Source organism: Lysinibacillus zambalensis (assembly GCF_040183165.1).
Taxonomy (GTDB): domain Bacteria; phylum Bacillota; class Bacilli; order Bacillales_A; family Planococcaceae; genus Lysinibacillus; species Lysinibacillus zambalensis.
The window spans coordinates 1-14,168 of the sequence record NZ_JBEGDG010000030.1 but is presented as its reverse complement, the minus strand read 5'-3'; the positions used below and the strand labels follow the sequence as shown (position 1 = coordinate 14,168).

The window sequence follows — 14,168 nt, the reverse complement described above, 5'->3', positions numbered from 1 at the left end:
CTCTACATCATTCAGGATGTAGGGAGTTTTTTTATATTGAAAACCAAAGTAGTGTCAATAAATCTTTATGAATTGTGAGGCACTTTGAATAGGGTGACTTCTGTTCCAGGCTACTCACTTTTCTGTAGACCAAGAAACAACAAAGCGCCCAGCCGGAACGGAAATCAACCCCTTGTTTTGCTGATAGCGTTATAAAAAATAGAAAGTATATATGTTTCATTCAAAATATTTGAAGTCGAGACGTTCAATGAATATTCAAGGTAATTTTTCCAATACTTCACAGTGATTTTTAACTTATTTCACAACTTATCTGTAAAGTAATTATTAGTAATAGAAAAACGAAATTGGGGGAAGCAATTGTGAAAAAAATATGGTTACCAGTACTAGCTGCATCACTTTTACTCGCGGCTTGTGGTACAGACAAAGATCAAGTGAAGAAAGAAGAAACGAAGCAAGATATCACGGCAAATGAGGCAGAAGCAAAGGATAAATCTACGCAAGTCGCTTCTTTAGTGGATCCACGTTTGCAAGAGCCAAAAGAAGATACAATGTGTGAAATGTGTAATATGAAAGTATATATGAAGGACGAAGAAATGGGGGAATTCTCTACTCAAGCAATAAAAGAGGATGGAACAGTTACCTTTTATGATGACATCGGCTGTTTAGTAAATGCCGAGGTTGCAAATAATGAAAAGAACGAAAAATTTGTACGTGATTTTAATACAAAAGATTGGGTAAAGGTTGATGATGCAACTATCGTCAAAACAGACCTAAAATCTCCGATGAATTGGGGATATGTTTATTTCAAAGATAAAGATGATGCAGACAAATATATCGCTGACAATCCAACTGCACATGTAGAGGAATTACAAAAAATAAAAGACGATGCATTAGAGCGTCGTGAAAAGAAAATGAAAGAAAAAGCTGAAAAAGAGGCCGAAGGTGAATCTGACTCCATGCATATGGAAGAAAAGAATCAAGACGGTCATAGTCATTAATTGAATGGACTAGGGGGAGATTCCTCTAGTCTTTTCGTACTGAACTGGGAGGTAAGGATTGGTGAAAAAAATAGGGTTGGCCTTATTATTTTTTCTATTCATGAGTCAGACAGTGTACGCTGATTTCGATGTACAGGAGGCGATTAATGTCGCAAAGCCAGGGGAGGTCGTTCATATTCCTGCTGGTCGTTACCGAGGTAATTTTATTGTGACAAAACCGATAACACTACAAGGCGAAGAGGGAACTGAACTAATCGGTGAAAGTGACAAACCAGCACTTCGAATTGAAAACACTACTAATGTCAGTGTGGAAAATATAACGTTATCAGGAAAAAGTAAAGCAATCGTTGTTAGTAATGTAGATGGACTTGAGCTACGTAAGTTACAAATGAAAGATGTTCATACAGGTGTTCATATACAACGCTCCAAACATGTGCGCATACAGGAAATCAATGTGACTGGTATCGAGGATCATTATTCCCAAAAAGGTAATGGGTTGGCTGTTTTTAAAAGTGAGGACATTACGCTCGAAGGCAATACTATTGAGCAAGTGCAGGATGGAATTTATGTAGAGGAGGTAAAGCGTATTGTTGTTCAACGTAATAAGGTGACGAGCAGTCGTTATGGTACGCATTTTATGTATACAAGTGATGCCAAAGCACTTTTTAATACATATGTTCACAATGTGACTGGCCTTATGATAATGATGACAACAGACATTCTCCTTGAAAATAATACAATAGCTAATCATTTTGATTTTAATGGCTACGGTATGCTGCTGTATGATGTGAAGCAAGCAAAAATTAAACATAATACAATCAAAAATAATCGGACTGGTGTTGCGATGCAGAAAAGTTCAACTATCCAAATTGAAACAAATGATTTTCAGATGAACCAAACTGCCCTTGAAGGTACAAAGGTCAGTAACGACACATTGGCTAGTAGTAATAACTTTACAGGGAATATTTTAACGGCGCGCTCCGATCAGCAAGGCTTTCAACTGAAAAATAATTATTATGATGATTACTCAGGGATTGATTTAAAAGACAATGGCATCGGTGATGTTCCATATGTGGCTGTGTCAAGCTTTGGTCAATGGATGGTACGCCAGCCTGTTTACCAATATTTTGTAGCATCCCCGAGCGTCCTTTTACTGACATCTCTGGATCAGCAAATTAATAAAACTGAAAAGAATATGCTTGTTGATCATACGCCGAAATTGGCGATGAAGCATGTGCAAGAGAAGAACAAGATGAACGTGGTACAAATGCTAGTAGGTTTATTCTTGGCACTAAGTAGTTTATGGCTATGGAAAAGAGGGATCACAGAATGAAAAAATGGCTGATGAGTGTATTGCTATGTTGTGGTGTATTGGTGGGCTGTAGTGAAAAAACATATGAGCCTCGTGAAATAGTTAGTGAAACTGATGTATGTAAAATTTGTAATATGAGTATCGTTCATAATGCATATGCTGGCCAGATTGCATTGAAAAATGGCGATTATGAAATTTTTGATGATATTGGTTGCCTTATGGAATATATGAAAGCGAACGGGGAAGAGGAGGTTGGAGCAGCCTATATTAAAGATGCGGCAAAAAATGAATGGATTGACGTTTTTAACGCTATTTATGTGTACAACAAAGATTATTGGACACCGATGAATTATGGGGTAGTTGCATTCGATTCGAAGGAATCGGCACAGGAATGGATGAAGACAGAGGGGGAAGGCCGGCTACTAGCCTATAAGGATTTACATGATTTTAAATGGGGGATCCATAATTGATGAATAGTATGCTTATTAAACTAGAATTAAAGCAAATGCTCAGAAGTCGATGGATGCAACTTGTAGGCTTACTTTTCACGTTCGTGTTTACAGCTATCATTGTCATTCAGCAAATGGCATTACCAGATGTAGACGGTTTTACACGACAAACAGCCTCCTTTTTAAATGTATTGTTGTTTTTATTGCCGCTGTTTATATTAACGATCGGTAGTATGAGTGTAGCTGGTGATGTGGAATCAGGATGGCTTTCTTTATTAAAGACATATCCAATGACACGTAGGCAATATATTGCAGGAAAGTATATTGCCTCTGTGCTTGCTTTTTTATTAGTCGTGGCTGTGGCGTTTGGCGTAATATTAGCGATGGGTGGTTTTCTTGGAGGAGTGCGTTTGCCACTTATCTTCATTGTTCTAACTTTGCTATGCATTTTCATTTTTGTGTCATTGGGCATTGCAGTAGGAGCCTTTGCAAAAACAAGATTATTTGCACTGTCGTTGTCACTTGTTCTTTGGTCCGTTTTTTTATTGCTTATCTCTTACGCTTTAATGGCTATCGGAACTGTTGTGGCTGGTCATACTCTTCAAAAACTGACGATTATAGGGATACATATTAATCCTGTGGAGTGGCTACGCTTTGGATACTTTATTTTTACAGATCAGGCGAGTGTTCTTGGGCCAGCATTTTATAAAGTAACGCAGTTTTATTCGTCGCCACTAGGTTATGCAGTATACATAGCTGTGACATTGCTTTGGATAGTATGTCCGTTAGCTTACACTAACTTACTTTTAACTTCTTTCAGTGAAAGAAGTTAAAGCCTCCGGCGGATGTCACAGAATCGGAAAGGAGTTCTTTGTGGATGTTAGCCTAAAATCATCGCATCCATGCGATAACGGCTAACTGACCTGCATCGGTAAAAACGCCACGTCCTGTGGCATGACCGAAATGACCGACATCGTGTCGGCCCTCGTGCAGGCCTAAGCACAAAGCCGATTCTGGACGCAATTATGCCGAGGCATAATTGATAGAAAGGGGATAGAAGATGATGCTATTAGAAACAAAGAAGTTATCGAATATCTATGATAATAATAGAGGTCTTCATGAAGCCTCCTTTTCTTTACAAACGGGGCGTATTTTAGCGCTTGTAGGGGGAAATGGCGCTGGTAAGAGTACTTTAATTCGCCTGCTAACTGGACAGGAAAAGCAAAAATCAGGAGAAATAATATGGCATAAACCACAAGCCATTCGATACATGCCTGATGATGTGGACTTTCCATCTATGTTAACAGCAGCAGAAATTTTGCAACTACTTGCCTCTTTAAAGAAGATTGGTAAAAATGAACAGGAGGAAGTACTAAGCCGCGTTGCTTTATGGGATGTTCGAAAGCAAAAAGTGAAGCATTTCTCGAAGGGGATGCGTCAACGGCTTAATCTCGCTCAAAGTTTACTCGGTGAAGGCTCTTTGCTTATTTTAGATGAGCCGACTAATGGGCTCGATCCTTTCTGGATTGCAGAGCTGAAAAAAATGATGCTAGAGGAAAAAGCAAGGAGCTGCACGGTCATATTTTCTACGCATTTACTGTCTTTTGCGGAAGAAGTAGCGGACGATGTGTTGGTTTTACACGAAGGAAACATACTTATTTCTGGTGAATTAGAGGAAATACTTTTACAAGAAAATTCATCTTCGTTAGAGAATTTATGGTTAAAAAAATTAAATCTGTAACATTCTGATAGATAATGACGTTATACTAAAAGATAGGTTTGCTTTGATTGTTTTCAGGCAGGCCTTCTTTTTCATGCTGAAGTATTATTACTTTTCTCGCTAAGTGCCGAACTATAGTGGTAAAGCAATAGATGAACGTCTCATATAATTGTGTTACTAAACATATTTCGTTATTCTTAGGTAGTTGTCGTACAATTCGAATAATTGTTGGGTGAAATAGGAGGTTTTTTAATTTATGAATTCACAAATACAAAATGTATTAGAAAATATAGAAAAAGTAATGATTGGCAAAAAAGAGGTTGCAGAGCTTAGCATAGTAGCCCTGCTAGCAAAGGGACATATCTTGCTTGAGGACGTACCAGGTGTCGGTAAAACAATGATGGTTCGAGCACTGGCAAAAACATTTGAGGCACAATTTAAAAGGATTCAATTTACACCGGATTTATTACCGTCAGATGTTGTAGGGGTGTCGATTTATAATCCGAAAACGCTGGAATTCGAATTTCGACCTGGTCCGATCATGGGAGATGTAATTTTAGCGGATGAAATTAACCGTACATCTCCAAAAACGCAATCTGCTTTACTTGAGGGGATGGAGGAAGCATCTGTTACTATTGATGGTAAGACCTTAACAATCAACCAACCATTTTTCGTTATGGCCACTCAAAATCCAATTGAGCATGAAGGAACATATCCGTTACCAGAAGCACAGTTAGATCGTTTCTTACTAAAAATAAAAATGGGCTATCCTTCAAGAGGGCAAGAAGTGGAGATTCTTCGTCGTGCTGAGCATGGTAAACCGATTGAAAAAATTGAAGCAGTACTAACAGTTGCGCAATTAATTGAATTGCAGGAGCTTGTACAGGGTGTGTATGTTGAGGATTCAGTCAAAAACTATATGGTCGAATTGGCGACTCAAACGAGGGAAAATAACTATGTACATTTAGGAGTAAGTCCTCGTGCAACGATTGCTTTAATGAAGGCTTCACAAGCGTATGCGTTTATAAAAGGGCGTAGTTTTGTTACTCCTGATGATGTTCAATATTTAGCACCATTTGTCTTTAGCCATCGTTTAATATTAAAGCCAGATGCTCGCTATGATAACGTAACGGCAGAAGAAATTATTGAGCGAATTATTGCGAAAGTACCTGTGCCAACAAAGAGGTTTGCAGAGCAATGAAGAAATGGCAAGCCTTAATAGAGAAAAGTAAACATTTCCTTTTAGTTTCTTTGTTAATGATTATAACGTTTTGTTATGCCATGTTCCAAGGTGGGTTTGTCAGTTGGTTTGTATTTTTTACAGTTAGTCCGTTTTTGTTATACGCACTTATTTTCTTACTAGTGAAAGAAGATATTTTACTGGTGGAACGCAAAATTGAGCCCCCCCGCGTAGAGAGTGGACAATCTGCTAAGGTAACAATTACGGTAGAGCGAAAAACACGCTTTCCGTTTGCTTATATGATGATGGAGGAACTTGTAAACAGTGAAGTCCTTATTCAATCGAGGGTACAAGGAACGAATACCATTAAGTTCGTTGGCTTCAGGAAAAAATTTAGCTGGAATTATGTGCTGGGAAATATGTCCCGTGGCGAGCATCGTTACTTAGGTGTTAATATTGTTTTCTGTGATTTTTTTGGCTGGGCAAAAAAGCGAGTTGTGGCAGACAAGGAACAAGTCATTTTAGTATACCCGAGAGTACGCGAAATGAGGTATGCCGCGCTTCAAACAAAATTTGATGTTGGTACAATGATGTCACCTTATTCAATTGTTAAGGATACATCAATGGCTGTTGGTTTACGTGAGTATGTTCCAGGTGACCGTTTTTCGTGGATTCACTGGAAATCATTTGCGAAAACACAAACGTTGCAATCTAAAGAATTTGAAGATCGACAATCACAGGAGTTAATGCTATTACTCCATGCCGGAAAGTCTTCCTTATTTGAAGAAAAAATTGAGCTTGTAGCATCGATGCTACAAACCATTGTCAAAGAACGTGGAGATATTTCATTTGTTTCAGCTGGTTTTAACACGAAGGTGTTTCCGATTATTCAAGGTAATAAGCAGCTAGATCAAGTAATGCACCATTTAGCTGCTATAAAACCTGCTGAAACTGTCAAATTCCAATTTCGAGATCAGCAAGTGTTTAAGCATGTTGCAACATTACTATATGTTACGAATGAAGTATCAGATGAATTAATTCATTCTCTTGCCAATATGGTGAAAAGCTGTATTTGTTTTGTAGTAGCGGAGGAGCCGCCTATGCAAACAAATTTGGCAAAGCGTTATAGGCAAATTCAAGTTGTACATGTAAATCCAACAGATTATTACCATTTGTTCACGGAGGTGATGAAGCCGTGAAAAAATCACTAGGAAATTTTATCGAATTAGCAATAGCATACGTAATTATTTTTCTGATTTTACGTGAATGGCTTATTCCTGTTATGCAGCTAACAAATACAGGAGTGTTTCATTTATTTTTAGTGTTCATCGGTTTATCATTGGTACTCAGTTTATTTCAAGTGCACCCAATACTGTCGGGATTAGTGAAATTTGGTTATATTACTTGGTTTATAGTGTTTGTTTATAGTGAAAGTCCCTTTTTTTCTGGACAGACAATACCGTTTTTAATGCATGAATGGAAATGGAATATGACTGCCTTCCTTTCGGGCGATTTTGGAAAAGTATCGGATTCATTTAGAACGGTGCTCTTCGTTGCGCTTATTTGGATGTTAATATACCTGATACACCACTGGATAACCGTGCGAAAAAATATATTCTATTTCTTTGCTTTAACAGTATTCTTTATTGCCACACTAGATACATTTAGTGACTATGATGGAAAGGTGGCAATTGTTAAGGTTATTGTGCTTGGATTAATAATGACAGGCTTGCTTTTTGTTAAGCGCTTATGGCTTCAAACAGATGCAGAGAGCAATTTCATAGGAAAATGGAAGCTGGTTATTCCGATGGTTGTTTCGGTAATGCTTGTTAGTGGAGTGGCATTCTATTTACCTAAGACAGGGCCAATTTGGGCTGATCCAGTCCCTTTTATTAAGGGGGTGGCAGGGCAAGATGGCATTGGAACAGGCGAAAAAACAGTTGGTTACAGCGACGACGATAGCCAATTAGGGGGACCGTTCCAAGGTGATAATACACTAATATTTACTGCATCTACCCGTGATCGTCATTATTGGCGTATCGATACAAAGGATACTTATACTTCGAAGGGCTGGATTCTTTCTGAGGGGAACTTTGGAAAAAATGTCTACGAGACCAATACTCCTATCCAAACTTCATTACAAGTTGGATCTCCTGAAACTGAGCGACAGGTTCACATGGACATTGCTGTTCCGATGCCTTTTTTAATTCAAACATATGGCATGATATCTGTTTCTACCCAGGATTCACCGCTCTTTATTCAAGATGAACACACTGAAAAAATAGCAATAGAACAACAGAATGGCGAGTCAAAATTATTATCTAATTATACGATCTCTTATAGTGAGCCAGTATTTAGCATGGAACAGCTCCAAATGGCAGACCCATCCACGCTAAAAACAGTAGATCCGTCATTTGACCGGTTTTTACAATTGCCAGACACACTTCCACAACGTGTAGGGAATTTAGCGCAAGAAATCACACAGGATAAAGATTCAGTCTATGATCAAATAAAAGCGGTTGAAAAGTATTTTTCATCTCATGGCTTTAGATACGATAAAAAAGAAGTAGCCATCCCTGCTGAGGGTCAGGACTATGTTGATCAGTTTTTATTCGATACTAAAATCGGCTACTGTGATAATTTCTCAACATCAATGGTTGTGCTCCTCCGTTCGGCAGGGATACCTGCACGCTGGGTGAAAGGCTTTGCACCTGGTAATCCTGGTCGAATATCAGATGGTTTACAAGAGTATCAAATTACAAATGATAATGCACACTCTTGGGTGGAAGCGTATATACCTGGAACAGGGTGGATGGAGTTTGAACCGACAATTGGATTTTCAGGAAATGTGAATATCGATTATGATATTGAGCAAGATACTCCTCAGCAGGAGCAAGTACTGGAGGCAGAAAAAAAGCAAGAGCAACCAAAGAAGGAAGAGCAAGAGCCGAAGAAAGAAACTTCTAACTCAACATCGTTTAGCTTTGATTCTGTGTGGACATGGATGAAAAAGCATATTTACGTATGGATTGCTCTAGTCATTTTGATGATTATCGCTAGTATCGCTTTGTTTATGCAACGTAAAACGTGGATACCTAAAATGCAAGTACGCGCATTTCGTAAAAAAGAAGCGGATTGGACAAATTTCGATGCATCATACCATGTTTTAACGAAGCAATTATCTCGTATTGGATTACGTAGGAAAGATGGCGAAACATTACGAGCATTTGCTCTAAGAGTAGATGCATCGCTTGAGACAGAGGAGATGCAAAAACTAACCGCTGTATATGAACAACATATTTATGGTAAGGACAAACGCGAGGTAGACTTTGTTGAGCTGAAAGAAAGTTGGGAATATTTAATCAATCGCACTATCGGTTGATTTTGATAGGTACAAAGAGTAAAATGAAAAAAATTATATATAGATGAGGATTGCTTTCATATAAGTTCGATAATAAGGTTCGGATGTTTCTACGAGATTACCGTAAATGATTTCTCTATGAAGGTGAATGTTTTGTTAGGTGAGAAGGTTAGTAAATCACTTTTCTTTGTGACGCATTCGCCTTTATACATCAAGAGCTTATGAACGCGTAGGAAGTTTTTACTTTCATACGCGTTTTCTTGAACATATGAAAAGTTCCTTTAAAAATAGTAGAAGAGGTGGAAATTTTGTCAGCTAGCCCTTTATTAGAGCAAGAAAAAATCGTTGTTCTTGACTTCGGTAGCCAATTTAACCAATTGATTACGCGTCGTATCCGTGAATTTGGTGTATTCAGTGAGTTACATCCTCATACGATTACAGCAGAAGAAATTAAAAATATGAACGCAACAGGTATCATCTTTTCAGGTGGTCCAAACTCTGTTTATGACGAAAATGCCTTCCATGTAGACCCGGCTATTTTCGAATTAGGCTTACCAATCCTAGGTATTTGCTATGGTATGCAATTAATGGCACATACGCAAGGTGGTAAAGTTGAAGGTGCTGAAACACGCGAATATGGTAAAGCAGAAATTAAAGTAACAGCTTCAAACAAGTTATTCGGTAACTTACCAACTGAACAAATCGTTTGGATGAGCCATGGTGACCATGTAACAGAAGTACCGGCTGGTTTTGAAGTAATTGCAACAAGTGCTGCTTGCCCTATCTCTGCAATGGCAAATGTAGAACGTAAACTATATGCAGTACAATTCCACCCAGAAGTACGTCACTCTGTATATGGTAACGACTTATTACGTCAGTTCGTATTTGACATTTGTGGAGCAAAAGGTGATTGGTCAATGGCAAACTTCATTGAACTTGAAATCGCAAAAATCCGCGAAACAGTAGGTGACAAAAAAGTATTATGTGCACTTTCTGGCGGTGTAGACTCATCAGTTGTTGCTGTTCTAATTCATAAAGCAATTGGCGACCAATTAACTTGTATGTTCGTTGACCACAACTTGAACCGTAAAGGTGAAGTTGAGCAAGTTATGAAAACATTTACAGAAGACTTTGACATGAATCTTATAAAAATTGATGCACGTCAACGTTTTATGGAAAAACTTGCAGGCGTTTCTGACCCAGAGCAAAAACGTAAAATTATCGGTAACGAATTTATTTACGTATTTGATGAAGAGGCGGCTAAACTTGAAGGTATGGACTTCTTAGCACAAGGTACTCTTTACACAGATATCATTGAATCGGGTACATCCACTGCACAAACAATTAAATCACACCATAACGTTGGTGGTCTTCCAGAAGACATGCAATTCAAATTAATTGAGCCACTTAACACATTATTTAAAGACGAAGTGCGTGCATTAGGATTAGAGCTTGGCCTTGACGAAAAAATTGTTTGGCGTCAACCATTCCCGGGTCCTGGTCTAGGAATCCGTGTACTTGGTGAAGTAACAGAAGAAAAACTAGAAATCGTACGCGAATCTGATTTCATCTTACGTGAAGAAATCGCAAAAGCTGGTCTTGATCGCGATATCTGGCAATACTTCACGGTATTACCTGACATCCGTTCAGTTGGCGTAATGGGCGATGCACGTACGTATGACTATGCAATCGGTATCCGCGCGGTAACATCTATCGACGGTATGACTTCAGACTGGGCACGCATTCCTTGGGATGTACTAGAAAAAGTCTCTGTTCGCCTAGTAAACGAAGTAAAACACGTTAACCGCGTACTGTATGATATTACATCTAAGCCACCAGCAACTATCGAGTGGGAATAATTAAATAACAACTATAAAAAGCTTGAAGATACTCATTTTATTGGGTTTTCTTCGAGCTTTTTATTTTTCGATTGGATAGCATAAATTTAAATAAAGGGAATATTTATTGCTTTGTTGAATATAAAAATTAGGGCTATTGCGGATCATGATCTACAATTTGATAAGTCGGGTTTTCTTAAGAATGTATTTGGAAAGATCAATATTGAATTTAATCCAAAGTATAATGGGCCCTTCAATGAAACAGATTCGTATTAAGAAATAGTTATACGATGAATCGTTAGGTATAGTAAACTAATAAATGTAAATAGGATTCTATGTCGTTGTTTAGCTTTAGGGGGGATAATATGGGGAAAGATATAGCGATGATACATACACTTGCTATTGGTATGCCAAAAGAATTGCATTATAGTAATGGGCGCTCGATGATTACAGGGATTGAAAAACGAAAAGTGGAAGAAGTTTATTTGTCCGCTCGTGGATTTGAGGGGGACGATGTAGCAGATAAAAAACATCATGGTGGTCCTGACCGTGCTGTTTGTTTATATCCTGCGGAGCATTACATACAATGGGAACAGGAACTGGGTAAACCGTTGCCGACATCGGCATTCGGTGAAAATTTAACAGTAACGAATATGTTAGAAGCTGATGTTTGTATTGGTGATATTTATAAAATAGGTGATGCTGTCATCCAAATTACCCAAGGGCGTGTACCATGTAGTACGATTGATAAATATACTGAGGCGAACATATTACTCAAACGTTTAATTGAAACAGGTTATACGGGCTTTCTTGCACGTGTACTGGAAGAAGGGACAATCCGTGCAGATTCAAAAATTGAATTAGTGGAAAAGCATTCTGCGTGTGTTTCAGTTTTGCATTGCAACGAAGTGTATTTTAAAAACAAAGACGCACTAGCGATGAAACGAATTCAAGCGGTTGATGCATTAGCAGAAGATTGGAAACAAAAATTGGAAAAAAGGATTCAGCTCTTGCAAAGTAAAGTGATGAATTAGATATATGTTGATCAAGGGAGAACTCCTACAGTCACTGTATTAAAATCCTCAAGAATTCGAATGAATTCTAGGGGATTTTTTATTTTATAACTATCGATAAAGCATTAAGACCTAAACGATTTCTTAAAATGGGACATCTACTGAAAGAGGTCAAATAAGAACTTTACACGAACTTTCTTGTGGTATTTATAAAAAATGTTCGGGAATAGGGTTGAAATCTAAAAAATGAAATGATATATTACGATTGTAAATTAAATAAGTCGTCGTATAATGTCGGGGATAAGGCCCGTGAGTTTCTACCAAGTTACCGTAAATAACTTGACTACGATTTTAGTTATATATATTAATGTATAGACACTAAATTAATTTCTCACAATAACTGTGATGAAATGTATCGTAGACATGCGACTAGTAGAGTAGTCAGTGTGTCTTTTTTGTTTTCGATATTGAAGACGACCATACGGAGGATTTCTTTAAAATGAAAAAGTATTTCATGTTCGATGAATTAGGAACTAATTATCGCCGCGAAATAATAGGTGGTATTACTACATTCCTTGCTATGGCTTACATTTTAGCTGTTAACCCTGGCATCTTAGAAAATGCAGGGATGGATAAAGGTGCTGTATTCGTAGCTACAGCATTAGCAGCTGCAGTCGGTTCTCTGATTATGGGTATATTCGCTAAATTCCCAATTTCCCTTGCTCCTGGTATGGGCTTAAACGCATTCTTTGCCTTCACTGTAGTTGGAGCTTACGGTATTCCTTGGCAGACTGGTTTAACAGGTGTTTTCTTCTCAGGGATTATCTTTATCTTCCTTTCACTAACGGGTATTCGTGAAACAGTAATTAATGCAATTCCGGTCCAACTTAAATATGCGGTTTCAGCAGGAATTGGTTTGTTTATAACATTTGTAGGGTTACAAGGAGCGGGTATCCTCGTAGATAGCCCAGCTACATTAGTAACATTAGGAACATTCACTGGTTCAACTTTACTAGCTGTATTTGGGATTGTCCTTTCGATTATTCTTATTATTAAACTACGCAGTATTGGTATTTTCTTAGGGATGGTTATAACAGCAATTGTTGGTATGATTACTGGTGTGATTGATCCACCTGCAGCAGTTGTTTCAGCTATTCCGAGCGTGGATTCAACATTTATGGTAGCTTTAGATCCAATTTTCCATGACTTCGATTCATTATTAAACGTTAAATTTTTAGTTGTTGTCTTAACATTCTTGTTTGTGGATTTCTTTGATACAGCAGGTACTTTAATGGCAGTTGCAACACAAGCAGGATTAGTAAAAGATAATAAATTACCACGTGCAAGCCGTGCATTGATGGCGGATGCTCTTGCAACAACAATTGGTTCTTTATTTGGTACATCAACAACTACAGCGTATGTAGAGTCAACTTCTGGTGTAGCAGCAGGTGCTCGTTCAGGTTTCTCTGCTGTTGTAACGGCAATCCTTTTCTTGATAGCGTTATTCTTCTCACCGTTACTTGCTGTGGTAACTCCAGCGGTAACAGCACCAGCTCTAGTTATTGTAGGTGTTTTGATGGTATCCTCATTGCGTTTGATTGATTGGGATAAATTTGAAATTGCAGTACCTGCTTTCTTTACAGTAATAATGATGCCTCTTGGTTACTCAATTGCTACTGGTATTGCTATAGGTTTTGTATTCTATCCAGTAACAATGCTTTTAGCGGGTCGTAAAAAAGAAATTCATCCTATGATGTACGGATTGTTCTTTGTCTTCCTTGCATACTTTATCTGGGTACGCTAATTATAAATACACAATAGAAATATAAACAGCACCTACAATTGTTAGAAACGAAACTAACAATTGTAGGTGCTTTCTTATTGGAGAATTAAAAACTATAAAAATATAAAACGATTTTAATGACTAGAAAAGGGAAGCTACTAATATGAGAGATTAGCGGTTATAGTTTCAATGTAAAGGATATCACTTTCATGTGTAGTTGAAGTTGATTCACATATTATAGAAGAAACTCCTTTTTTATTTAATTAGAATAGTTTTACTTTAATAATCTGCTTGCAAACTTACTATTAAGGTGATATATTTATAAACGTTGTTACGAAAGAAACAACAACAACAACAAAAACAAAACATTAACATAAATAGTTGACATAAAGTTAACAACATGTTAAAGTATAGAAAGTCACTTAAATGCGACAAACAAATGAACCTTGAAAACTGAACAAGCAAAACGTAATCAATAAAGTTTTTAGTAACCAACCTCGAGTTGGTGAACGAA

The 14,168-nt window shown here is 37.7% G+C and carries 11 protein-coding genes and 2 riboswitches; all 11 genes read left to right on the top strand.

Going from position 1 to position 14,168, the window contains the following annotated elements; genetic code table 11:
- The first annotated feature begins 359 nt into the window (after positions 1–359).
- Positions 360–998, top strand: a complete 639-nt coding sequence (locus ABNX05_RS23595) for a nitrous oxide reductase accessory protein NosL (protein ID WP_349661925.1) — start codon at positions 360–362, stop codon at positions 996–998.
- A gap of 61 nt (positions 999–1,059) precedes the next feature.
- A complete protein-coding gene (locus ABNX05_RS23590; protein ID WP_349661946.1) occupies positions 1,060–2,331 on the top strand; it encodes a right-handed parallel beta-helix repeat-containing protein in 1,272 nt (423 codons plus the stop codon).
- Positions 2,328–2,780, top strand: coding sequence for a nitrous oxide reductase accessory protein NosL (locus ABNX05_RS23585; protein ID WP_349661924.1), 453 nt, complete (start codon positions 2,328–2,330; stop codon positions 2,778–2,780). Before ABNX05_RS23590 ends, ABNX05_RS23585 begins: the two co-directional genes overlap by 4 nt.
- Positions 2,780–3,592: an ABC transporter permease gene (locus tag ABNX05_RS23580; RefSeq protein ID WP_349661945.1), complete on the top strand. Its 813-nt coding sequence runs from the start codon at positions 2,780–2,782 to the stop codon at positions 3,590–3,592. The genes ABNX05_RS23585 and ABNX05_RS23580 overlap by 1 nt, the downstream gene beginning before the upstream one ends.
- A 227-nt stretch (positions 3,593–3,819) precedes the next feature.
- Positions 3,820–4,500 carry an ABC transporter ATP-binding protein gene (locus tag ABNX05_RS23575; RefSeq protein WP_349661923.1) on the top strand — a complete coding sequence of 227 codons (681 nt, stop codon included), beginning with the start codon at positions 3,820–3,822 and terminating at the stop codon, positions 4,498–4,500.
- 235 nt (positions 4,501–4,735) lie between these two features.
- The gene (locus ABNX05_RS23570; RefSeq protein ID WP_349661922.1) at positions 4,736–5,680 is read left to right on the top strand and encodes an AAA family ATPase; all 945 of its coding nucleotides are present in this window, start codon (positions 4,736–4,738) and stop codon (positions 5,678–5,680) included.
- Positions 5,677–6,858 carry a DUF58 domain-containing protein gene (locus ABNX05_RS23565; protein WP_349661921.1) on the top strand — a complete coding sequence of 394 codons (1,182 nt, stop codon included), beginning with the start codon at positions 5,677–5,679 and terminating at the stop codon, positions 6,856–6,858. The genes ABNX05_RS23570 and ABNX05_RS23565 overlap by 4 nt, the downstream gene beginning before the upstream one ends.
- Positions 6,855–9,041 carry a transglutaminase TgpA family protein gene (locus ABNX05_RS23560; RefSeq protein WP_349661920.1) on the top strand — a complete coding sequence of 729 codons (2,187 nt, stop codon included), beginning with the start codon at positions 6,855–6,857 and terminating at the stop codon, positions 9,039–9,041. Before ABNX05_RS23565 ends, ABNX05_RS23560 begins: the two co-directional genes overlap by 4 nt.
- Positions 9,042–9,077: 36 nt before the next feature.
- Positions 9,078–9,179: riboswitch (purine riboswitch) on the top strand.
- A gap of 149 nt (positions 9,180–9,328) precedes the next feature.
- Positions 9,329–10,879, top strand: coding sequence for a glutamine-hydrolyzing GMP synthase (guaA, locus tag ABNX05_RS23555; protein WP_349661919.1), 1,551 nt, complete (start codon positions 9,329–9,331; stop codon positions 10,877–10,879).
- Between the two features lie 344 nt (positions 10,880–11,223).
- On the top strand, positions 11,224–11,892 hold the full coding sequence (locus ABNX05_RS23550) for an MOSC domain-containing protein (RefSeq protein ID WP_349661918.1): 669 nt from the start codon (positions 11,224–11,226) through the stop codon (positions 11,890–11,892).
- Between the two features lie 243 nt (positions 11,893–12,135).
- Positions 12,136–12,237: riboswitch (purine riboswitch) on the top strand.
- Positions 12,238–12,370: 133 nt separating this feature from the next.
- Complete coding sequence (locus tag ABNX05_RS23545) at positions 12,371–13,675, top strand: NCS2 family permease (RefSeq protein ID WP_349661917.1); 1,305 nt, start codon at positions 12,371–12,373, stop codon at positions 13,673–13,675.
- The last annotated feature ends 493 nt before the right edge of the window (positions 13,676–14,168 follow it).